Genomic DNA, 21,658 nt, shown 5'->3' on the forward strand with positions numbered 1-21,658 from the left:
CCCGTTTCTCCTATCCGGCTTGTTAACATAAGCTATTGCCGTATCCGGTCAGATTATGATATACTGTCACAAGGTATGAATCTCCTGATACTCACGATTAATATACCATGGGAGGTTAAGTAAATTGCCAGACACAACCACAATCAAGCAGCTCCTGGAAGCGGGAGCGCACTTCGGTCATCAGACGGGGCGTTGGCACCCGCGGATGAAAAACTACATCTTTACCAAGCGTAACGGCATCCATATTATCGACCTGGAAAAGACCGCCGTCATGCTGGACAAAGCCTGCAAGTTCGTACGGGATATCGTGTCACAGGGGGAGACCATCCTCTTTGTGGGCACCAAGAAGCAGGCGCAGGAATCCGTGGAAGAGGAAGCCAAACGCTGCGGCATGTACTTCGTCAACCAGCGCTGGCTGGGCGGCATGCTCACCAACTTCGCCACTATCCAGGCGCGCGTCGACCAGCTGGTAAGGCTGGAAGACCAGCAGGCCCGCGGTGAGCTGACGCGGCTCTCTAAAAAAGAAATGGGCAAGATTACGGAGAAAATATCCCACCTTAATCGGCAGATGGGCGGCTTCAAGGAAATGACGCGTCTGCCCGGCGCTCTCTTCATCATCGACCCCATCAAGGAAAAAATAGCCTTGGCGGAAGCCAAGCGCATGAGCATCCCCGTGGTCGGCATCGTGGATACCAACTGTAACCCGGATGAAATCGACCATCCCATTCCTGCCAACGATGATGCCATCCGCGCCGTCAAGCTTATTTGCAGCAAAATGGCCGATGCGGTGCTGGAAGGCAAAGCCGGCATGGCTACCAGTGTACCCACGGAGGTAGTCGAAGGCAAGGCAGCCGCCGAGGCTGAAATAGGGGCCGCTCCTGGTACGGAAACTCTGGTTTTCACGCCGGATGAGGGATAAGGAGGAGTAATTGGAAATCACTGCGGAAATGGTCAAGACGCTCCGCGAGCAATGCGGGGCTGGCGTTATGGACTGCCGCAACGCGCTGAAAACCTGCGGCGGCGATATGGAAAAAGCGCTGGAAATCCTGAAAGAGAAAGGGCTGCTCAAGGCCCAGAAAAAAGCGGAACGCGCCACCGGCTCCGGGCTGGTGGAATGCTATATCCATACGGCGGGACGCATCGGGGCAATGGTGGAAGTCAACTGCGAGACGGACTTTGTCGCCCGCACCGATGAATTCAAGGAATTAGCCCATGCCTTGGCGATGCAGGTGGCGGCCATGGCGCCGGTGTGCGTGGCTAAAGAAAACACGCCGGAAGGCGGCGAGCCGGTGGCCGACGAGGCCTGCCTGCTGCTTCAGCCCTATATCAAAGACCCCACCAAGACGATTAATGACATCATTACCGAGACTATCGCTAAAATAGGAGAAAATGTCAGGGTGCGCCGTTTTTCCCGGTTTGAATTAGGCGGCTAGGATTAGGAATATGCCTGGAGCCAAATATAAAAGGGTATTGCTCAAAATCAGCGGCGAGGCCTTGCGCGGTGGCCACAGCTACGGCATTGACAACCCCACGCTAGAAAAAATTGCGCTCCAGATAAAGAAGGCCGTGGGGATGGGCGTGGGTATCGGCATTGTGGTGGGCGGGGGAAATATCTGGCGCGGCGCCCAGGCAGAAGCCGACGGCATGGACCGCGTCACCGCGGACTACGCCGGGATGCTGGCCACGGTCATTAACGCTCTCGCCCTGCAGGACGTGCTGGAAAGAAAGGGCGTGGACACCAGGACGCAATCGGCCCTGGATATCCGCCAGGTCGCCGAGCCTTTTATCCGCCGGCGTGCTATCCGCCACCTGGAAAAGGGACGGGTGGTGATTTTCGCCGGGGGCATCGGCAACCCATACATGACGGCGGACACCGCCGCCGCCCTGCGCGCCATAGAAATCAACGCGGAAGTCCTGCTCATGACCAAGAACGGCGTGGACGGCATTTATACCTCCGACCCGCGCAAAGACCCCGACGCCAAAAAGATAGACAAGATAACCCACCTGAAAGCGCTGAGTATGCGCCTCAAGGTGATGGATACCACCGCTCTCTCCCTCTGCCTGGATAATAAACTGCCCATCATCGTCTTCGACCCCGGTCTGCAAGACGGCATGCAAAGGGCGATTTTAGGAGAAGACATCGGCACTCTGGTGACAAGTGAGGTTTAGCTATGGTAACAGAAGCATTAAAAACCATTGAAGAAAAAATGAAAACCTCATTAAAGGTGTTCCGGGCGGACCTTTCGACCATCCGCACCGGGCATGCCTCTCCGGCGCTGGTGGAACATGTCCGGGTGGAATACGCCGGCGTGCCCATGGCGCTGAATCAACTGGCCGGTATCTCCGCGCCGGAAGCCGGGCTGCTGGTTATCCAGCCCTGGGACAAGGGCACCCTGCATGACATCGAGAAAGCTATCTCCAAGTCCGAGCTTGGTTTGAATCCCTCTAACGACGGTAATATCATCCGCATCGCCATCCCGCCGCTGAGCGAGGAGAGAAGGCAGGAGCTGATCAAGATAGTGCACCGCCGCACCGAGGAGCGCCGCGTCACCATGCGTAATCTGCGGCATGAAGCGTTGAATGATCTGAAGAAGATGGAAAAGGAAAAGACCATATCCCAGGACGAAATAAAACGCGCCCAGGACCAGCTTCAGAAGCTTACCGACTATTATATCCTGGAAGCCGAAAAACTGAGCAAGGACAAAGAACGGGAACTCCTGGAGATTTAGCCCCGTTGGTCCCGGCTTCACCCGTAATACCCGCACCCCTCAGGGGATTATCTTCGTGCGTATGGAAAACATGACCACTTTGCCGCGTCATATCGCTTTTATCATGGATGGTAACGGCCGCTGGGCGGAACAGCGCGGGCTGACGCGCCTGGAAGGACACCGTGCCGGCGTTAACAATATCGGCGCCATCGTCCGGTTTCTCGCCGCTAAACACATCCCTTACGTGACGCTGTATGCCTTTTCCACCGAGAACTGGCGCCGGCCGGAAAAAGAGGTCAGCGGCATCTTTCACATTTTAGAGGATATCATCGGTAAAGAGTCCGCCGAGCTGCATAAAAACGGCATAAAAATCCGCCACGTGGGCAGCCTGGAAAAATTATCATCCAAGCTCCGGCAGTCTATCAGGGAAGCGGTCGAACTTACCGCCAATAACACCGTCATGACGCTTGGGGTGGCTTTGAACTACGGGGGTCGGGCAGAAATACTGGACGCGGTGCGGGGGGTTATCGCTGATGGCCTGAAGCCGGAAGAAATCAATGAAGAATCGTTCCGCCGGCACCTTTACGCCGCTGATTTCCCGGATGTGGACCTGGTAATCCGCACCGGCGGCGAGTTCCGCATCAGCAATCTGCTGCTCTGGCAGACCACTTACAGCGAGCTGTACTTTACCCCGGTGCTCTGGCCGGACTTGAATGAAGCGGAGCTGGAGAAGGCTTTACAGGCGTACAGCCAGCGGCAGCGGCGCTTCGGTGGCTTGAACCGTCAATAGTCGGCTGCCGGCTCTTGGTTTATTCGTTCCCAGGGTATATAATCCCCTTAAGCCATGTTAAAGAAAAGACTTATCACCGCGCTCTGGGGCATTCCGCTGGTTATCGCCGCCGTCTGGTTTGACGGGCCTATCTCCTGGTTCACCCTGCTGGCGGTGGCGGCCGGGGTGCTGGCGGGCATGGAGTTCTACCGCATCACCGGCGTCATGAAAAACCCGCCGCTGGCCGTGTTCGGGCTGGCCGCCATACTGTATATCCTGGTTTCCGCCCATTATACGGACTACCAGTCATTTATCCTCGTTACCGCGGCGGTCTGTTCCCTGGCACTGCTCTTGTTTGTACGCCGCCGGGAAAACGTTTTTATGGACTGGGCGTTGATGCTGGGCGGCGTGCTGTACATCGGTTTTCTGCTGTATCTGCTGGTAATCCTGCGGCTGGACGCCGGGCGCGATTGGCTGTTCCTGGCACTGTTCGCCACCTTCGGCTCGGACACGCTGGCTTACTTTGTCGGCAAGGCCATCGGCCGTCATAAAATGGCCCCGGCTATCAGCCCGGGCAAGACCTGGGAGGGCGCTATCGCCGGACTGATGGGCGCGGTGATTGTGGTTCTCCTGTTCACCCTGGATGCTTCGATACACCTGCACCTTGCCTGCTGGCAGGCGGTTATACTCGGCCTGTTCATCAGCGTTTCCGGGCAGATTGGCGACCTGGTGGAATCCCTGTTAAAACGCAGCTTCGGCGTCAAGGACTCCGGCAGTATCATGCCGGGGCACGGCGGCATCCTAGACCGGCTGGATAGCGTGCTGTTTGCCGGGGCGGCGGTATATCTTTACTATTTCCTGGTGGTAGTTTAAAACGTTGGATAAGCTGAAATCCGGTGCGGCCAGGCTCGGCATAGAACTGGACGCCAGCCAGCTTCAGCAGTTTGAGACCTATTACCGGGAACTGGCCGCCTGGAATGAACGGGTAAATCTTACCGCCGTTACCGACTGCGCTGAAGTGCAGCTAAAGCATTTCCTGGACTCCCTTACCGTAGCCGCGGCCTTACCGCCTGTTAATACTGTTAAGCCCTTGAACATCATCGATGTAGGCACGGGGGCGGGACTGCCCGGCCTGCCGCTGAAAATAGCTTTTCCCGGGATAAACCTTACGCTGCTGGAAGCCACCGCCAAAAAAATACGGTTCCTGCGGTACCTGGTTGAAACGCTGGGGTTGCAGGATGTAACCATCCTGAACGGCCGGGCCGAGGAAGTCGCCCATCAGCCTCAGTACCGGGAGAAATTCGACGTAGTGCTGTCGCGCGCCGTGGCGCCGCTGCCTACTCTGGTAGAGCTTACCCTGCCCTTATGCGCGGTCGGCGGCTGTGCCGTGGCCCAGAAGAAGGGCGATATCGCTCTGGAGATGGAAAAATCTCAAAAAGCCGTCATTATGCTGGGCGGCCACTGGCGGGAGGTAAAGCCGGTGACGCTGGAGGAACTGGATGACGGCCGTTGCCTGGTCATCATCGATAAAGTTTCCGCCACGCCCGCCCCTTATCCCCGCCGCCCCGGCATGCCGGAAAAACGCCCGATTATCTAGCCGGATATACTATTCAGCCTGCTCTTGAGGCGGTCCGACAGCTCCACGAACTCCTTATCCTTGCGCCAGGTCCCGCCGTAAAGCCGTAAAAACCTGATAGCGTTCACGATTTCCTTGCGGGTGGGGGAGGGGTCGTCCAGGAGACGGTAAGCATTCAGCTTGTGTCTGATTTTGGTCTTCTTCTCGCTCCGCCGCAGCAGGTAGATGATAGCGCCGAGGGCCAGCACCATGGCCAAAAAAGATATATAGTCCCAGGCATCCATAAAAAAAGTCCTGAATAAAAAATAATTCCTGGATAATTAATAGCACATTATCGTGTTGCGGTCAAAAAAGTGGCCGGATTGCTTTTGTTGCCAAGCCGTAGCAACCGTAGTAGAATTATAATATCAAATTCCTGGTCTTGAGGAGGCGGATATGGAAAAAGGGACGTGGAAAGTAAAAACCGGGCTGGCCCAGATGCTCAAGGGCGGCGTTATCATGGACGTGGTTACCCCGGAACACGCCAAGATAGCGGAAGACGCCGGGGCGTGTGCTGTGATGGCTCTGGAGCGGGTCCCCGCGGATATCCGCGCTCACGGCGGCGTGGCCCGCATGTCCGACCCCGCCGTTATCGAGGCGATTATGAAGGCGGTTACCATCCCGGTGATGGCTAAATGCCGCATCGGGCATTTTGTGGAAGCCCAGGTATTGCAGTCTATGGGCGTCGACTATATCGACGAATCTGAAGTGCTGACCCCGGCCGATGAAAGCCACCATGTCTGGAAGCATGATTTCAAAGTCCCCTTTGTCTGCGGCTGCCGCGACCTGGGTGAAGCCCTGCGGCGCATTGGCGAAGGGGCGGCGATGATACGCACCAAGGGCGAGGCCGGCACCGGTAATATCGTGGAGGCGGTGCGGCACATGAGGACCGTCATGGACGAAATACGCAAGCTGGTGAACATGCCGCAGGAAGAGCTGATGAAAGAAGCCAAAGAGCTGGGCGCGCCTTTAGACCTGGTGGAAGAAGTCCACAAGACCGGCAAACTGCCGGTGGTCAACTTCGCCGCCGGCGGGGTGGCCACCCCGGCCGATGCCGCTTTAATGATGCAGCTCGGCGCGGAAGGGGTGTTCGTCGGCTCCGGCGTCTTCAAGTCGTCCGACCCCGATGTGCGGGCGCGGGCTATCGTCAAGGCCGTTACCCACTATAACGACCCCGCCATTATCGCCGAGGTGTCCAAGGGTCTCGGGGAAGCCATGCCCGGACTGGAAATCAAGCAAATCCCGGATAACGAGCTGCTGGCCAAAAGAGGTTGGTAAATATATGAAAATCGGTGTCCTTGCCTCGCAGGGAGCCTTTGCCGAACATATCACGACGCTGAACAAACTGGATACGGAGGCTGTGCCCGTCCGCCTGCCCGGGGAACTCAAGGGATTAGACGGGCTGATTATTCCCGGCGGTGAAAGCACCACCATCAGCCTGCTGATGAACGCCTATGACCTGATGCGGGAAATAGCCTCGCTGGGAAAGGACGGGCTGCCGCTTTTCGGCACCTGCGCCGGCATGATTCTCATGGCCCGGAAAATATCCAATAACGGCAAAGCCACCCTGGGGCTGATGGACATCAGCGTGAAGCGCAACGCCTTCGGGCGGCAGGTGGACAGCTTTGAGACTAACGTGGTCATACCCGCCCTCGGTAAGGAGCCTTTTCCGGCGGTCTTTATCCGCGCCCCGCTGATTGAAAGCTGCGGCGGCGGTGTGGACATTCTGGCCAGGCTGGAAGATAATACTATCGTGGCCGCCCGGCAGGCTAAGATGCTGGTATCGGCTTTTCACCCGGAGCTGACGGACGACCTGCGTTTTCACAGGTATTTCCTGGATATAGTTAAAGATAAGCACAATTACTAAAGCGGGGAGGCACCGGTGCAACAGGTAATTACCGATGACATGGATGCCCTGCTGGAAATATTCCCGCCGAATATCAAGACACCCCTCTTGCAGCAGCCGGATATCAGAGACCTCCTGGAAGTGATTCTGGACCTGGGACGTACCCCGGAAGCGCGTTTCCTCAAACGAGAGATAGAGCTCAACGACCAGGAAATCCGGGAAGCGGATATAGACTATGTGGTGGCGCGCATCAGCAGCTTCGGGGACGATAACCGCGCCGGCATCGAGCGCACCCTCCACCGTATTTCCGCCATCCGCAACCGCCGCGGCCATGTCGTGGGGCTGACCTGCCGCGTGGGAAGGGCGGTATTCGGCACCATTAAAATTATTGAAGACCTGATTCAGTCCGGCAGGAGCGTCCTGCTTTTAGGCCGCCCCGGCGTGGGCAAGACCACCATGCTGCGGGAAGTGGCCCGCGTGCTGGCGGATGACATAGATAAAAGGGTAATCATCGTGGATACCTCCAATGAAATCGCTGGCGACGGCGATATTCCCCACCCCGCCATCGGGCACGCCCGGCGTATGCAGGTAGCCACCCCCAGCCTCCAGCACGCCGTCATGATAGAGGCCGTGGAAAACCACATGCCGGAGGTTATCGTTATCGACGAAATAGGCACGGAACTGGAAGCCATGGCCGCCCGCACTATCGCCGAGCGCGGCGTCCAGCTGGTGGGCACGGCGCATGGCAACACCCTGGAAAACCTGATGATGAACCCCACTTTGTCCGACCTCATCGGCGGGATACAGTCGGTAACTTTAGGCGACGAGGAAGCCCGCCGCCGCGGCACCCAGAAGTCCATCCTGGAAAGAAAGTCGCCGCCTACTTTCGATATCGTGGTGGAAATCCAGGAGCGCGATAGAGTGGCTATCCACCCGGAGGTCGGTGACGCCGTGGACGCTTTGCTGCGGGACGCGCCGGCCGATACGGAATTACGCTGGGTGGATGAAAACGGCGAGGTGCGGATAGAAAAGCTTAAAGCGGAAAAAGACGTCAAGACAAAGAGCAAGAAAGCGCCCAAGGAGACGAAAACTATCAAGCTGCACCTCTACGGGGTCAACCGTTCCCGTGTTTTGCAGATAGGGCGCGAGCTCCATCTCAACGTGGATGTAGTGGAAAACCTCCACGACGCCACCATGCTGGTGACCTCTAAAAATTACTACCGGCGCCGCCCGCAGAAGGTCAGGGACGCGGAAAGCGCCCATATTCCCGTTTACGTTCTCCGGGGCAATACCCCGCCCCAGATAAGGCAGTTCCTGAGTACGCTTTACTCTGCCTCGGAAGGGGAAATGCCCGGCGGGTTCCAGTCCGCCATCGTGGAAGCGGAGGAAGCGGTGAAACAGGTGGAGGAGGAAGGGGAAGAGGTGGAGCTGAGCCCGCAGGGGGCTTATATCCGGCGCTTGCAGCACCTGATAGCCCAGCGGAGCGACCTTAATTCCCACAGCACCGGCCGCGACCCCAACCGGAGGGTGCGGATATTCAAAGAGCGCGCCAGATGAAGTATTGCCAATGAAAAGATACCTAATTGAGTATTATTCAAAAACAAGAATCTCACTCAACGACCGGAAAGAACAACAAACCTTAATAAACAATCAATGGATTTTTAACTATCCATACCGTCAAGATTGTAATTTAACAATAATAGTAAAAGACAAACTAGTAAAACGAGACAATATATTTTTACATACTGGGTTAAGGATCATTACCGATATAAAAACCGACTCAGAAAGCAAAGCAAGAGAAATATCAAAAGAAAATGTTGAGCAGATTATCAATCTATTTAACTTTTCTACATTGGCTTCCTGTAATTCAGCTATATTAGTAAGTATTATAAATATTAGTAATGATAGTTCTCCATTTACGTATTATCCCCAACAATTTCAAGAACAAGATTTATTATATGCTTTGGTTAAGATTGATAAATCTGAATTTGAAATAGTATTCGAATCTTACGAAAAGAGCGATAATAAATCAAGAATTCAACGAGCCTTATCTTGGTTAAGGAAGGGCATGGGTGAAGAAGATTGTGTATATGAATTTATTTCTTATTGGAATGGATTAGAAGTAATCAAACACATATTATCAAAAGAAAATAATGTGCCAAACAAAGAATGGGAAAAAATACAAGTAATATTTGAAAAAGAATTGAAGATGGGCCATTTCTCCAAAATGAAACAAGAAATCAGGAATGGATTACTGCATGGTTATAAGCAATTGGATAACGAATTCATGGAAAAAATCAAATATTATGTGGAACCTGCAAAGAAGACTTTAGTATTTTGTATAGGAGATATTTTGAGTTTAGAAAAGGATTTCATCCTCAATTTATTTAATAAAACTGTTAAAAACCCTGGTAATATTCAGTCGATTATTCAGGGGCATTATGAAAATTTGCCTGAAGAACTTGATAAGTTAATAGATAAATATCCTTCATTTGATGAATTGTTATTACAAAAGCAATATTCTATCAGCAAAGAAGGTGAATTAACGGTTAAAACTATATCCACACATCAATTTGATAGTGGATATAATATAAGGGGACTGATTGATAAAGTTGAAATATGGGGGAAAAAAGACTCTGGAATAAAGTCTTTGAAGTTAGATACAATAATTAATGATAAATAACATAACGGAAAAAACTCTTGTGTTAGCATTGGTAGGAAATCATGTCTCTTTTTATTACCTTTGAGGGCGGCGAGGGGTGCGGCAAGAGCAGCCAGTCCAGGCTGCTGTATAACCGACTGAAAAAGCTGGCTATTCCGGCTCTCTTGACCCATGAGCCGGGTGTCACCGCCCTCGGCCAAAAAATAACGCGCCTGCTCAAATGGTCGCGGGACATTAAAATTTCGCCGCTGGCGGAACTGCTCTTATTTAACGCCTCCCGCGCCCAGTTACTGGAAGAGGTCGTCAGTCCGGCGCTGGCCAAAGGAATTATTGTTATCTGCGACCGCTTTGCGGATTCCACTACCGCTTACCAGGGCTATGGGCGGGGACTGGATTTAGACACGGTAAAGGCTGTAAACCGGACCGGCACGCAGGGCTTGCTGCCCGACCTTACCATATTGCTGGATTTGCCCGTTGCAACCGGGCTGGCGCGCAAACAGGATGAAAAAGCCGACCGCTTTCAAACGGAAAAGCTGGCCTTCCACCGCCGTGTCCGGAAAGGCTATTTGGACCTGGCTAAAGATGAACCAGAACGCTGGTTAGTTATCGATGCAACGAAAAGCATTGAGGAAATTGCTAGCATCATCTGGCAAAGAGTGAGTAAATTACTCCCAAAGTGAAGGCGGATTTTCGTGAATCGTCAAAAGCCGTCGTTTGCTGAAGAAAAAGCTCTGCGTAATGCCGGGTTCCAATTTATCGCCGGTGTGGACGAGGTAGGGCGGGGCGCTTTAGTGGGGCCGGTCATGGCCGCCGCCGTGATTCTCCCGGCTAACGTCAGGGCCCGCTGGAAAAGTCGTGTGCGGGACAGCAAACAGCTTACTCCGGAAGCCAGGGAATACCTCTTCGATTTTATCCGGGACGCCGCCGTGGCGGTGGGGGTGGGGGAAGCATCCAGTGAGGTCATCGATACGGTGGGCATCGCCAAGGCCACCCGGCTGGCCATGCTGTCCGCCGTCAGGAATCTCACGCCGCAGCCGCAATATCTCCTGATTGACTACGTTAAACTTAAAGAATCCGCGCTGCCGCAGAAGGGCATCGTCCACGGGGACAGCCTGTGCTTTTCCATCGCCTGCGCCTCTATTATAGCTAAAGTTACCCGCGACCGCCTGATGCAGGAGATGGATAAAAGCTTTCCCGGCTACGGCTTCGCCGGGCATAAGGGCTATGGCACGGAAGAGCACCTCAAACGCCTGCGGGAGAAAGGCCCCTGCCCTTTGCACCGCCGCTCTTTTTCCCCGGTGGCCGTGGCGGCCTTGGGCTGGCGATTATGAAAAAGAAGGAAACGGGCGCTTTAGGGGAAAGGATTGCCGGTGAATTCCTCGGGAAGAACGGCTATGAAATCCTGGAGACCAACTACCGCTGTCACGAGGGCGAGATTGACATAATAGCAAAGCAGGCGGGCACTCTGGTATTCGTGGAAGTGAGAACGAAGCGCAGCCGTACCTTCGGCAGCCCGGAAGAATCCATAACCAGCGTAAAAAAGAAGCGGCTCCAGGTACTCGCTGAACGCTACGGCCAGGAACGCGCTAACCTCCCCGCCGCCTGGCGCATAGACGTGGTAGCCATCCAGTTGGACAGCAGCGGCCGGGTGTCCCGCATCGAGCTTATTGAAAACGCCGTTGACGGCGCCGGCTAAAAGCTTTTACCCGCCGCCCCGCCTGTGCTAGAATAAACCCACCGGAGCAATAATCATGATGGATATTCCCGCCGACCGACTGCGTATCATTGACGCTAATATCAACCGCCTGGGTGAAGGGCTGCGTGTCCTTGAGGAGTTTGCCCGCCTCACCCTGAATAATACCGTTTTGACCCAGCAGCTGAAAGACCTGCGTCACAGGCTGGTCAACATCGGCGGCGATTTACAAAAGCAATTACTACAATCACGCGCCGCGGATGCGGACGTGGGCAGTAAAATGGACTCCGCCGGGGAGGACAAAAGCCGGGACGCCGCCGCCATCATTATCGCCAATGCCCGCCGCGCCCAGGAATCTTTACGGGTCATGGAAGAAATAGCCAAGATGCCCGGCCTCGGCCTGGACTCCGAGGCTTATAGAAAATCCCGCTTCGAGCTGTACACCATAGAAAAGACCCTGCTTTCCGGTATGCTGCGCCGTGAAAAAACCAGGAAGATTACCGGGCTTTATGCCGTCATCGATACGGAGTGGCTCAGGGGGAGAGACCCCGGGCGGCTGACGGAGGAGGTAATCCGGGGTGGGGCAAAAACCGTCCAGCTGCGCTGTAAAGAGCGGGTCGTCAGGGAGTTTTTAGCTATCGCTAAAGATTTAAAGAAAATATGCCGGGATAAAGATGCCCTTTTCATTATCAATGACAGCCTGGGGGTGGCGCTGGCGGTAGGGGCGGACGGGCTGCATATCGGGCAGGAAGACCTGCCGGCGGGCATCACCCGGAAACTTATACCTATAGACATGATACTAGGCGTTTCCGTGCGGACTAAAGCAGAAGCCGCACAGGCCCTGGCGGACGGCGCTGACTACCTGGGGGTGGGGGCGGTTTACGCCACCGCCACCAAGGAGTCGGCTAAAGAAATCGGGCTGGACGGGCTAAGAGAGATAAAGCAGTCCATCGACCTGCCGCTGGTGGCCATCGGCGGCATTAACAAGGATAACCTAAAAGAAGTGATCGAGGCCGGGGCTGACAGCGCCGCCGTTATCAGCGCTGTCCTGGGGGCGGAAGATGTGGCGCGGGCGGCCGCGCAACTGGTAAATATTTTCAGGGAGTGTAGCCGTGGATAATCTGGACGCGCTGGCGGAAAAAATCAGGCAGGTGCTATCGGAGAAAGACGAGGCCAGGGAGAAGATGCTCCCGCTCTGCCGCGATGCCATCCGGTATTGCAGCACCGCTATCCGGGCGGTGCATCGGCAGGAGTTCACGGAGGCGGCCGGGCTGATTCAGTCCGCCAAAGATGTCCTGACCGAAGCGGAAAAAGCCGTCAAAAAACACGGCGAGCTGGCCAACACTGGGGCGGTGCGGGACGCGCAAAAAGAGTTCGCGGAGGCCAATATCACCCTGGCGCTGGTGACGGGCCAGCCGCTGCCGGGGCTGGAAGATTTGAATATCGACGCCGCGGCTTACCTAAACGGCATGGGGGAGGCGGTGGGGGAAATAAGGCGCTATCTGCTGGACGGCATGCGCCACGGCGACCTTTCCCGCGGGGAGGACCTGCTGGCGGTCATGGACGATATCTACAGTATGCTGGTGACCATGGACTTCCCGGACGCGCTGACCGGCGGCCTGCGCCGCACCACGGATATGGTGCGGGGGGTGCTGGAAAAGACCCGCAGCGACCTTACCCTGGCCATCCGGCAGAAGGCCCTGGAAACAAAAATCGCCGACTTTGAGTCGAAGAAATAAAAGGTAATTTTTGGAGTAAACGGAAAATAATTGACAGGGGTGGGGGGATGGGTAAACTAAATATGGGAAACATGCAATTAAAAACTTCATAGAAAGGTGATTTGATAACATGGCAAAAGCATTGAAAGACAAAGTAGCGGTAGTAACCGGTTCCGGCCAGGGCATCGGCCGGGGGATAGCCATGGGTCTGGCGGCGGAAGGCGCCAAGGTGGTGACCAATAACCGCAAGCCGGGCTCCACGGGCAAAGCGATTATAACCGAAAGCCAGCTCAAGAAGCTGGACAAGAAGAAAAAGGAGTGGTTCGAACAGGGCATGGCCGAGGTCAACGGCGACGCGGAAACCACGGCCCAGGCCATTAAAAAAGCCGGCGGCGAGGCGGTTCCCTGCTTCGCGGATATAGCGGATTTTAACGCGGCCGGGAAGCTGATTCAAACAGCCATAGACACTTACGGCCGGATAGATATCCTGGTGAACGTGGCCGGGGCTTTCGGGTTCAGCCCTATTGAGAAAATGACGGAAGCGCTCTGGGACAAGGTGACGCTGGTCAAGCCCAAGGGCTATTTCAACACCATGCGGCATGCCCTGCCGTACATGATAGCGCAAAAATGGGGGCGCGTTATCAACGCCACCTCCCGCGCCTGGCTGGGAGATGTCATCAAGCACGCCGAGTACTGCGCCGCCAACGCCGGGGTGGTAGGCCTGACCAAGGCCGCGGCCATCGAGATGCGCAAGTACAATATCACCTGCAACTGCTTCTCGCCGTTTGCCAAGACCCGGGCGGCTTACGAACTGGACGCCTATCCGTCCACGGTGGACAAGGAAGATATCCCCTTCGTCTTCGATAATCCCGGGTTCGGCGGGGACATGATGAAAATGACCCCGACGCCGGAATACGTGGCGCCCTTCGTTTGTTACCTGGCCTCGGACGCCGGCGCCAATATCAGCGGGTCGGTCTTTTCCCTGGGCGGCAATACCATCAGCCTGTATTCAGAGCCGGTACAGGGCAACAACCTGACCAAGTTTGACAACAAACCCTGGACGATGGATGAGCTGATGCAGCAGGTGCCGCGGGGGCTGCTGACCGGCTATCGCAATCCGGCGGAAAACCCGTTCGGGTAAGGATCTGAGGGTTTAGTTACGGCGATTGGCTGGAATAATCAGTTTTTGTATTTCAGCCAATCAGCCAGTCCCCGGATAAATTCGATCAGGCCCCACAAATAGGCGCCGATAGCTAATACGTATGTGATATCGGTACCGGCAGTGGCGTAGGTTAAATAGGTGACAGTCATGCCTCCTGCCAGCCACAGGAGGCCGTATATGATATGGCGTTTGGCGGCTGTTACCAAAGTCTGACGTCCCTCCGGGGATTTTTTGTATTCTTTTAGTAACAGTTCGGTCGGTTCGACAAATTTTAGAGCATCGTCCCGGGGCCAGCCTTTGGTTATAAGGTCTTTGACTATTTGTTCTTTGCTCTTGCCCTCGGATAGCTCTCTGGCTATATAAGTAGTAACCTGTTCGAGGGTTTTTTCTTCATCAGCGGTTAAGTTATCTGACATATTGACTTCCCTTATCAATATTGTGATAAATATTAGGACAATTTGTTGCTTGACACAATATAGATAACCACCACTTTTATTGCAGGTCAACCATTATTCTATTTGAGTGTGTATACCATGCAAAATAATAGTAAGAGCGGGGCAAAAAGGAATCATGCTGACGGTAGAATGAAAGCCGTTTGAGAAGGGCGAATGGTTAATGAGAATCCTTTTTAACCAATATGCTGCCCGCGTCAAAACCGCGGCGGGCAGGCCCTTTTTCAACGAGGGGTAATTAAGGGGGGTGTAAAGAGGGACGTTAGCCCCGTTTCCCCCTCTCCCTTTTAAGGAGAGGGGGTGAGGTGAATTGCTTCCGGCCCGTGCCGGAATTACCTGGCGTCACGCCAGGGTACGTTTATATTACTTGGGGGCGAAGAGGGAGGAGCGCGGCTGTTTCTCCATCGCTTTGCCCAGTTCGGTCAAATTCCCGTAAGCAATGCAGGTAGCCTGGCAGTGCTTTACGCAGGCCGGCTCTTCGCCGGCGGTCTTGGTTCTCTCCGCGCAAAGGTCGCAAAAGCGGGTGAGCGCGGGCACGAAGTCCACGTAGACCTTCTCAGGGCTGGAGCTGACCAGTTCATAGACCTTGATGCCGCACATGCCTTCAGAGTAGTTATGTTCCTGCTTGCAGGCCACTTCGCAGGCGTGGCAGCCGGTACACCAATCGTATTGTATCAATAAGCCGTTACGAGCCATAGCTACTCCTTTTCACCTGATATTTTCTGAACGCGGCAGAGGCCGGAGCGGTAGTTCGTCCCGCCGAAGCCGGACTTGCCCTGGTTGCCCATGCTGGTCAGGTTGTTGACATTATGGTCCCAGGTGCTGAAAAAGTTGGGCGCCCGGCCATCCGTTTCCGGCAGCCACCAGCCGTGGGGCACGGAGACTACTTTAGGATGGGATGAGGGGGTAACCTTAGCCTTCATCTTGATTTTACCGTGAGTGTTTTCCACGTAAACCCAGTCGCCATCGCCGATGCCGAGCGAAGCGGCGGTCTTATCGTTGATTTCCGCTACCGGGAACGGGTCGAGCTCGCGGAGCCAGGGTATCATGCGGTGCTCGGAGTGGAAGAATACCGGTGAGCGGCGGCCGGTGGTGAGGATGAGGGGATATTTCTCGGCCATTTCCGGGGTGGCGGTGGGGCTTTCTTTAGGTTCCTCGTAATACGGGAGCGGGTCGAGTCCCCATTCTTCATACTTCTTGGAATAAAGCTCCACCTTGCCGGTGGGCGTTTCGAAGCCGGGTTTGCCGTCTTTGCGCAGCAGTCCCTTTTCATAGCGGTAATACGGGCGCGTCCGGTGGCCTACCGGGGGATATTCCCAGCCGCCCTTGGCCTTGAGTTTATCGAAGTTGGTATTGCCGGCGGAAAGCCGGTCGTCGATAAGCTCACGGACGGTATTGAACTTTACGGGTGTTGTGGCCAGCCTCTTGGCCATTTCCAGGTTGATTTCCCAGTCGGACTTGGACTCGCCGATGTTGGGAATGGCTTTGACGGAAACGCCGAGGGGCTGCCACCAGGAGCGGAAACTTTCTTTTTCACAGATGCTGCAAACCGGCAGGAAAATGTCCGCCAGCGCCATCGTGGTCGGGGTCTGGAAGATATCCACGCAGACGATGAAGTCGAGCTTTTTCATGGCTTCATAGTGCCGTCTGGGGTCGGCGGCCTGCCCGCCGATGATGTTGGAGGTCTGTATCCAGGCACCTTTCACGGGGTAGGGCTTGCCGGTCTCCATTTGCTCCATGAGGACGTCCGGCTGAACCCAGCCGCGGAAGTTCTTGATCATGGGGTAATCGTTGGCGCCGATACGCTTTTCGTTCAGTTTTTTCACCAGGTCGGCCCCGTATAAATCGGTAAGCTCGGCGGAAGAGAACGGGTAGGTGGTGACGCCGTGTGAGTTGATGGCGATAACGTTGCCGCCGGGGTTATCGATATTGCCGGTGATGGACCATAGTTGGGTGATGGCCTGAGCCACCACGCTGCCCGCCGGCATGGCGTCCACCGGCTCGCCCCACTGGATGGCGGAGGGTTTGTTGTTGGCGTAAAGCCGGGCGGCTTGGCGGATGAGGTCGGCGGGGACCCAGGATATTTCCTCGGCTTTTTCCGGGGTGTACTCCTGGACACGCTCTTTCAGCTCGTCGAAGCCGTAGCACCACTTCTCCACGAAGGCTTTGTCATAAATGCCTTCATTGATGATGACGTTGAGCATGGCCAGGGCGATAATGCCGTCCGTCCCGGGGCGGTTCTGGAGGTGCAACTCCGAACGGGTGGAGAACCAGGTGGCGCGGGGGTCGATGGTGATTAGCTTGGAGCCGCGCTTCATGCAGTCGATAATCCAGTGGCCGTAAAAGCCGTCATGGCAGCCGGCCGCCGGGTTTTGCGCCCAGATGATGATGTACTTGGGAGGGGTCCATTCCGGGGAATCATAGCGCTTTTCCAGGAACTGGGAGCAGTCCGCCACGCAATAATTGCCGTGGGTGGCGAACATGGCGCCCAGACGTGGGGTATAGCAAGCATGGCCGGCCAGGCCTACCTGCACCCAGTTGGGGCTGCCGTAGGCGTACATCAGGAAGGTTATCGGCCCGCCGATGTCCCGCCCCGTTCCCTGGCAGAATATCACGGATTCGGCGCCGTGCTTGGCGCGGATGTCCTTGAACTTTTTCTCGATGGTATCGTAGGCTTCGTCCCAGCTTATCTGCTGCCACTTGCCTTCGCCCCGCTCCCCCACCCTTTTAAGGGGATAAAGGACGCGGTCCGGGTGGTACATGTACTGGGATACCGCCAGGCCCTTGGCGCACAGCCGTCCCTGGTTGAAGGGGTGGTTCTTGTCCCCCTCGATTCTGGTGACCTTACCGTCTTTGACGTATATTTCGCATCCGCAGCCGCCGTGCGAGCCGCAGCCCGCGGACCAAAGGGTAGAAATAACCGGATTTTCTTTGCCTTTTGCCATGGCAATCTCCTTCCTTAAAGCTTGTAATCCACCTCTAATCTTAACGATTCTCTCACTCGTGTGTCAAATTCGTACCGATTGAAAAAACGCACGGAATATTTTAAACCTTTTATAGTACTTTGGATACTTTACGATAATCCGTATTTTCTGTTATTATTTAGTGGACAGGTACGTTAGTAGAATGGAGGCGGTGGCGGGTTGTCCCGGAATTTATCCCTGAAAGTCAATTTAGCAACTAATTAAGTAGCGGTATAAAAGGAGATTTTCAATGGCTCAAAAAAAGAATGCGGTTATCGTTGGCGGCGGAACGAGCAAATTCGGGGTGAGGGCGGCAACTATATTTGATATGCTGCAGGAAGCCGCCAATGCTTTGTCCAAGGACATCCCGGGACTGAAGCCGAAGGATGTTGACGGCCTGATTTTTGCCTCTACCACAGCCGGGCGCAATTCCAACTCTTTGAATACGGCGCCCATCGTCGCCCACCGGTTGGGGATTTATCCCACCTCTATCTGTGTCAGGGTCGATACCCTGTGTTCGGGGTCTAATACCGCGATTATTCTGGCCACCGGCCTCATCGAGAGCGGCATCTCTGATTGCATCCTGGTCTGCGGGACGGAAAAACTTAACATGCCCCAGCGCTGGGAAAGCGTTTACATGAACCTTATTACCAATGACCATGACTGGGACTCTGCCATGGGGCTGGCGGTACCGCCTCCTTTCTTCACGATGATCGCCCAGCACCATATGAAGAAATACGGGACGACCAAAGAACAAATGGGCGCGGTATCCGTAACCAACTATGCATACGGTTTCAATAACCCCAACGCGCAATTCGGCGGTAAAAGTCTCAATCTGGATGAATACCTGGTCGCCCGCACCGTCTGCGAACCATTCGGCCTCAATGATTGCTGCCCGGTGACCGACGGCGCGTCAGCCGTCATCGTTGCCTCTGAAGAGAGAGCCAAGGCCATGACCGACCGTCCGCTGGTATATATCCGCGGTACGGGTCAAACCTCCACTCACGGCATGTCCGCCCATTGGCCCGCGGATACCCTGGCAGATTGGCCGCATCTGAAACACGCCGGCGAAATCGCCTACAAAGCCGCTGGGCTGACGCCAAAAGATATCGACGTGGCCCAGACCCACGACTGTTTTACCATCTCTGAAATCATCGAGGTAGAAGAGTTAGGCTTTTGCAAGAAGGGCGAGGGCGGGGAATTTTGCGCCTCCGGCGGCATCAAGGTAGACGGCCAGACTCCGGTTAACACTGATGGCGGCCTGCTGGCCATAGGCCATCCTTACGGCGCTACCGGCGCCCGCCAGGCCGTGGAAATCTGCAAACAGCTCCAGGGAAGGGCCCTCAACCAGGTCAAGGACGCCAAGTTCGGTCTGACCCATAACTTGAGCGGTGTTTGCGCCCAGCATACTGTCGTCATCTACGGCACCGAACCCAGGTAAAATCAGGGGTACCGGGATTGAAGGAAAAACGAGGAGATTATTACAATGGCTGAACTAAAAACAAGTCAAATCGTGGGGACTCCCTATATCGATGGTAAATATGCCGCCATCCTGGATATGTGGCCGCTGGAAGCACCGGAATGCAACCGCATTTACCCGTTTTATGATAATTTGAAGCAGGGACGCTGGACGACCACCAAATGCAAGAAATGCGGCAATATTGATTATCCGCCGGGCGTAGCCTGCACCAAATGCTGGTCTGATGACCTGGAGTGGGTGGATTTACCCAAAACCGCCAGGATTGCTGCCGTGACCGAGATGGCCGGCCCTCCCACCGGGTTTGAATCTCCATTGGTCATGGCCTGGCTGGGTTTTGATAAGTCCCATCCCCTGAAGCACCTCCTGGTCCGCCTCATCAACTGTAAGCTCGCGGATGTGAAAAACGGGGATGAGGTCAAATTAGTTACCTTTGAGGTGCCCTCCCATCCTATTGACGTCAAGAAAGAAACCAAGATTTGTGACCGCGTTTACTACGCTTTCGAGCCCGTAAAGAAATAGCGTATTACTGACGGAACATCAATAATGGAAAGGGGCTGCAAGCCATGAAAAAGATAAAAAACGTGGCGGTAATCGGCGCCGGCGCCATGGGGGCGCAAATCGGCGCCCTGGCCGCTGAGGCCGGGTTCAACGTCAAAATCCGGGACATCGAGGAGCGTTTCCTGGAAAGAGGCCGCAAGACCATCCTTGACATGTATGACAAGCGCATCAGCCGCGGCCGTCTGACCGAAGACGCGAAGAAGCAGTATATGGGCAAGCTGACCTTCGTCGTCGGCCTCAAAGAAGCGGTGGCGGACGCGGACTTTATCATCGAGGCCGTTCCGGAAATCATGGACCTGAAAAAGAGCGTCCTCAAAGAGGTTACCGCGCTCTGCCCGGATGATACTGTTTTCGCTACCAACACCTCGTCGCTGAGCATCGCGGAGATGTCAGAAGCCGCCAAACACCCGGAGTTGGTGGTGGGTACGCATTATTTCAATCCGCCCAGCCGTATGTCCCTGCTGGAAATCGTTAAGGGCAAGAAGACCAGCAAAGAGGCCATCAAAATCGCCAATGAGGTCGCCATCACCATGGGACGGGATGTCGTAAACGTGGCTGACGTGCCCGGCTTCGTGGCCAACCGCATTTTCTGCAACATGTCTAATGAGGCGGACTGGGCGCTGGCCAACGGCGAAGCTAAAACTCCCTTTGAGGTGGATTCCGCCATCAAGTACAAGCTGGGACTGCCCATGGGCATGCTGGAGCTCCAGGACACCCTGGGCGGCGGCTCTATAGACACCCAGTTCCACGTCATGGAATACTTCGCGGAAATGATGGGCAAGAGCTATGGCCCCGCCCCCATCCTGGCCAAACTATTTAAAGAGAAGAACTACGGCAAGAAAACCGGCAAAGGCTATTACGACTGGTCTAACGGCCAGACCAATGAACTCCCCATGAACGCCGGAGCCGCCTTCGACCCCATCCGCGTGCTGGCCGGGTCGGTCAATGAGGCCGCCAAGCTGATAGAGATGGACGCCACCACCCGTGATGAAATAGATAAAGCGGTGCTGCTGGGGCTTAACTACCCGCGCGGCATCCTGCGCATGGCGGACAGCTGGGGGCTGGACGTCATCGTTAACGAGCTGAACCGGCTCTATGAAAAATACAACAAGGAAGACCGCTACAAGCCTTCTTCCGTCCTGACCAAGCTGGTCAAGCAGGGCAAGCTGGGCAGAAAGACCGGGGAGGGCTTTTACTCCTACGGCCCCGGCGAGTATGAAGCCGTTATCGTGGAAATCAATAAAGATACCAAAGTTGCCAAAATAGTGCTGAACCGGCCCAGCAAGGCCAACGCTTTCCACGCGGACATGATGGCGGAGCTGAACAAAGCCTTGAGCGAGTTGGAGAAGAACGCGGCGGTCCAGTGCATCGTCATTACCGGCGCGGGCGCCAACTTCTGCGGCGGGGCCGATGTATCGGCCTTTGCCAGCGGCCAGGTGGAAGAGGCTTTCAACTTCTCCGAGGCCCCCCACGATGTCTTCACCCGTATCGAGACCTATGCCAAGCCGGTCATCGCGGCTATCAACGGCGCCGCCATGGGCGGCGGGCTGGAGCTGGCCTTGGCCTGTGATATCAGAATCATGAGCAAGACGGCCATGGTGCGTTTGCCGGAGATAACCCTCGGGTTGCTGCCCGGCGCCGGCGCCACGCAGCGGCTGGGACGGCTCATCGGTTGGGCGCGGGCCAAAGAAATGATTTTGCTGGCCGACCCCGTTAGCGCGGATAAGGCTTTAACCTGGGGCATCGTGAACTATGTGGCGGAACCTAAAGAGTTTGAGAAACTCGTCAATGATACCGCCGTGAAACTGGCCGGTGGCGCGCCGGTGGCCCAGCGGTTCGCTAAAGGGCTGCTGTACTATGGAGCCCAGGCTGACCAGCGCTCCGCTCTGTACCTGGAGGCGGCTATATCCGGTGACCTCGCCCTGACCAAAGACCTTAACGAGGGACTGACCGCCATGAACTACCGCCGCTCTCCCAAGTTCAGCGGCAAATAAGAAACTAAATGTAATTGCAGGGAGTGTAAACGACCTGG

The 21,658-nt window shown here is 55.2% G+C and carries 24 protein-coding genes; 20 read left to right on the forward strand and 4 right to left on the reverse strand.

The annotated features are described in order from the left end of the window. The first annotated feature begins 124 nt into the window (after positions 1–124). From rpsB to rsmG, 7 genes are all read left to right on the forward strand, one after another. Positions 125–919, forward strand: a complete 795-nt coding sequence (rpsB, locus tag WC370_00895) for a 30S ribosomal protein S2 (GenBank protein MFA5308027.1) — start codon at positions 125–127, stop codon at positions 917–919. A gap of 10 nt (positions 920–929) precedes the next feature. Beyond that, the gene (gene tsf / locus WC370_00900; GenBank protein ID MFA5308028.1) at positions 930–1,433 is read left to right on the forward strand and encodes a translation elongation factor Ts; all 504 of its coding nucleotides are present in this window, start codon (positions 930–932) and stop codon (positions 1,431–1,433) included. A 10-nt stretch (positions 1,434–1,443) separates the two neighbouring features. Then, a complete protein-coding gene (gene pyrH / locus WC370_00905) occupies positions 1,444–2,169 on the forward strand; it encodes a UMP kinase (protein MFA5308029.1) in 726 nt (241 codons plus the stop codon). A gap of 2 nt (positions 2,170–2,171) precedes the next feature. Next, a complete protein-coding gene (gene frr / locus WC370_00910) occupies positions 2,172–2,729 on the forward strand; it encodes a ribosome recycling factor (protein MFA5308030.1) in 558 nt (185 codons plus the stop codon). 61 nt (positions 2,730–2,790) lie between these two features. Next, the gene (uppS, locus tag WC370_00915; GenBank protein ID MFA5308031.1) at positions 2,791–3,498 is read left to right on the forward strand and encodes a polyprenyl diphosphate synthase; all 708 of its coding nucleotides are present in this window, start codon (positions 2,791–2,793) and stop codon (positions 3,496–3,498) included. Between the two features lie 54 nt (positions 3,499–3,552). Beyond that, positions 3,553–4,350, forward strand: coding sequence for a phosphatidate cytidylyltransferase (locus WC370_00920; protein ID MFA5308032.1), 798 nt, complete (start codon positions 3,553–3,555; stop codon positions 4,348–4,350). Between the two features lie 4 nt (positions 4,351–4,354). Beyond that, positions 4,355–5,074 carry a 16S rRNA (guanine(527)-N(7))-methyltransferase RsmG gene (gene rsmG, locus WC370_00925; protein ID MFA5308033.1) on the forward strand — a complete coding sequence of 240 codons (720 nt, stop codon included), beginning with the start codon at positions 4,355–4,357 and terminating at the stop codon, positions 5,072–5,074. On the opposite strand, the gene WC370_00930 is transcribed toward rsmG, so the two are convergent. Next, a complete protein-coding gene (locus WC370_00930) occupies positions 5,071–5,337 on the reverse strand; it encodes a hypothetical protein (GenBank protein ID MFA5308034.1) in 267 nt (88 codons plus the stop codon). The two genes, rsmG and WC370_00930, sit on opposite strands and share 4 nt — an antisense overlap. Positions 5,338–5,488: 151 nt before the next feature. Here WC370_00930 and pdxS point away from each other — a divergent pair, with 151 nt between their 5' ends. The 10 genes from pdxS (at position 5,489) to WC370_00980 (ending at position 14,152) form a co-directional block, all read left to right on the forward strand. Beyond that, on the forward strand, positions 5,489–6,370 hold the full coding sequence (gene pdxS / locus WC370_00935; protein ID MFA5308035.1) for a pyridoxal 5'-phosphate synthase lyase subunit PdxS: 882 nt from the start codon (positions 5,489–5,491) through the stop codon (positions 6,368–6,370). Between the two features lie 4 nt (positions 6,371–6,374). Beyond that, positions 6,375–6,959 (forward strand): pyridoxal 5'-phosphate synthase glutaminase subunit PdxT, encoded by a 585-nt coding sequence (gene pdxT, locus WC370_00940; protein ID MFA5308036.1) that lies wholly within the window; start codon positions 6,375–6,377, stop codon positions 6,957–6,959. Between the two features lie 15 nt (positions 6,960–6,974). After that, positions 6,975–8,495, forward strand: coding sequence for a R3H domain-containing nucleic acid-binding protein (locus WC370_00945; GenBank protein MFA5308037.1), 1,521 nt, complete (start codon positions 6,975–6,977; stop codon positions 8,493–8,495). Positions 8,496–8,505: 10 nt separating this feature from the next. Beyond that, positions 8,506–9,621: a hypothetical protein gene (locus tag WC370_00950; GenBank protein MFA5308038.1), complete on the forward strand. Its 1,116-nt coding sequence runs from the start codon at positions 8,506–8,508 to the stop codon at positions 9,619–9,621. Between the two features lie 41 nt (positions 9,622–9,662). Further along, positions 9,663–10,280 (forward strand): dTMP kinase, encoded by a 618-nt coding sequence (gene tmk / locus WC370_00955; protein ID MFA5308039.1) that lies wholly within the window; start codon positions 9,663–9,665, stop codon positions 10,278–10,280. A 12-nt stretch (positions 10,281–10,292) separates the two neighbouring features. Next, the gene (locus WC370_00960) at positions 10,293–10,931 is read left to right on the forward strand and encodes a ribonuclease HII (protein ID MFA5308040.1); all 639 of its coding nucleotides are present in this window, start codon (positions 10,293–10,295) and stop codon (positions 10,929–10,931) included. Beyond that, positions 10,928–11,296 carry a YraN family protein gene (locus WC370_00965; GenBank protein MFA5308041.1) on the forward strand — a complete coding sequence of 123 codons (369 nt, stop codon included), beginning with the start codon at positions 10,928–10,930 and terminating at the stop codon, positions 11,294–11,296. Before WC370_00960 ends, WC370_00965 begins: the two co-directional genes overlap by 4 nt. A 55-nt stretch (positions 11,297–11,351) precedes the next feature. Further along, positions 11,352–12,413: a thiamine phosphate synthase gene (locus tag WC370_00970; GenBank protein MFA5308042.1), complete on the forward strand. Its 1,062-nt coding sequence runs from the start codon at positions 11,352–11,354 to the stop codon at positions 12,411–12,413. After that, positions 12,406–13,032, forward strand: a complete 627-nt coding sequence (locus WC370_00975) for a haloacid dehalogenase (protein ID MFA5308043.1) — start codon at positions 12,406–12,408, stop codon at positions 13,030–13,032. The genes WC370_00970 and WC370_00975 overlap by 8 nt, the downstream gene beginning before the upstream one ends. Before the next feature lie 109 nt (positions 13,033–13,141). Further along, complete coding sequence (locus tag WC370_00980; protein MFA5308044.1) at positions 13,142–14,152, forward strand: SDR family NAD(P)-dependent oxidoreductase; 1,011 nt, start codon at positions 13,142–13,144, stop codon at positions 14,150–14,152. A gap of 38 nt (positions 14,153–14,190) precedes the next feature. Here WC370_00980 and WC370_00985 read toward each other — a convergent pair whose 3' ends face one another. From WC370_00985 to WC370_00995, 3 genes are all read right to left on the reverse strand, one after another. Beyond that, positions 14,191–14,589 (reverse strand): hypothetical protein, encoded by a 399-nt coding sequence (locus WC370_00985; GenBank protein MFA5308045.1) that lies wholly within the window; start codon positions 14,587–14,589, stop codon positions 14,191–14,193. Positions 14,590–14,988: 399 nt separating this feature from the next. Continuing rightward, positions 14,989–15,321: a hypothetical protein gene (locus WC370_00990; GenBank protein MFA5308046.1), complete on the reverse strand. Its 333-nt coding sequence runs from the start codon at positions 15,319–15,321 to the stop codon at positions 14,989–14,991. A 2-nt stretch (positions 15,322–15,323) separates the two neighbouring features. Then, complete coding sequence (locus tag WC370_00995; GenBank protein MFA5308047.1) at positions 15,324–17,570, reverse strand: molybdopterin-dependent oxidoreductase; 2,247 nt, start codon at positions 17,568–17,570, stop codon at positions 15,324–15,326. Positions 17,571–17,838: 268 nt separating this feature from the next. On the opposite strand from WC370_00995, the gene WC370_01000 reads away from it, so the two are divergent. Genes WC370_01000 through WC370_01010 form a run of 3 tightly spaced genes read left to right on the forward strand, consistent with a single transcriptional unit; the run spans position 17,839 to position 21,620 of the window. Then, positions 17,839–19,029 (forward strand): thiolase family protein, encoded by a 1,191-nt coding sequence (locus tag WC370_01000; GenBank protein MFA5308048.1) that lies wholly within the window; start codon positions 17,839–17,841, stop codon positions 19,027–19,029. Positions 19,030–19,074: 45 nt separating this feature from the next. After that, the gene (locus tag WC370_01005; protein ID MFA5308049.1) at positions 19,075–19,587 is read left to right on the forward strand and encodes a zinc ribbon domain-containing protein; all 513 of its coding nucleotides are present in this window, start codon (positions 19,075–19,077) and stop codon (positions 19,585–19,587) included. A 44-nt stretch (positions 19,588–19,631) separates the two neighbouring features. Then, entirely contained in the window at positions 19,632–21,620 is a 1,989-nt protein-coding gene (locus WC370_01010; protein MFA5308050.1) for a 3-hydroxyacyl-CoA dehydrogenase/enoyl-CoA hydratase family protein, read from the forward strand. Positions 21,621–21,658: the final 38 nt, after the last annotated feature.

It is taken from the genome of Dehalococcoidales bacterium (assembly GCA_041652735.1).
In the GTDB taxonomy this organism is placed as follows: domain Bacteria; phylum Chloroflexota; class Dehalococcoidia; order Dehalococcoidales; family RBG-16-60-22; genus RBG-13-51-18.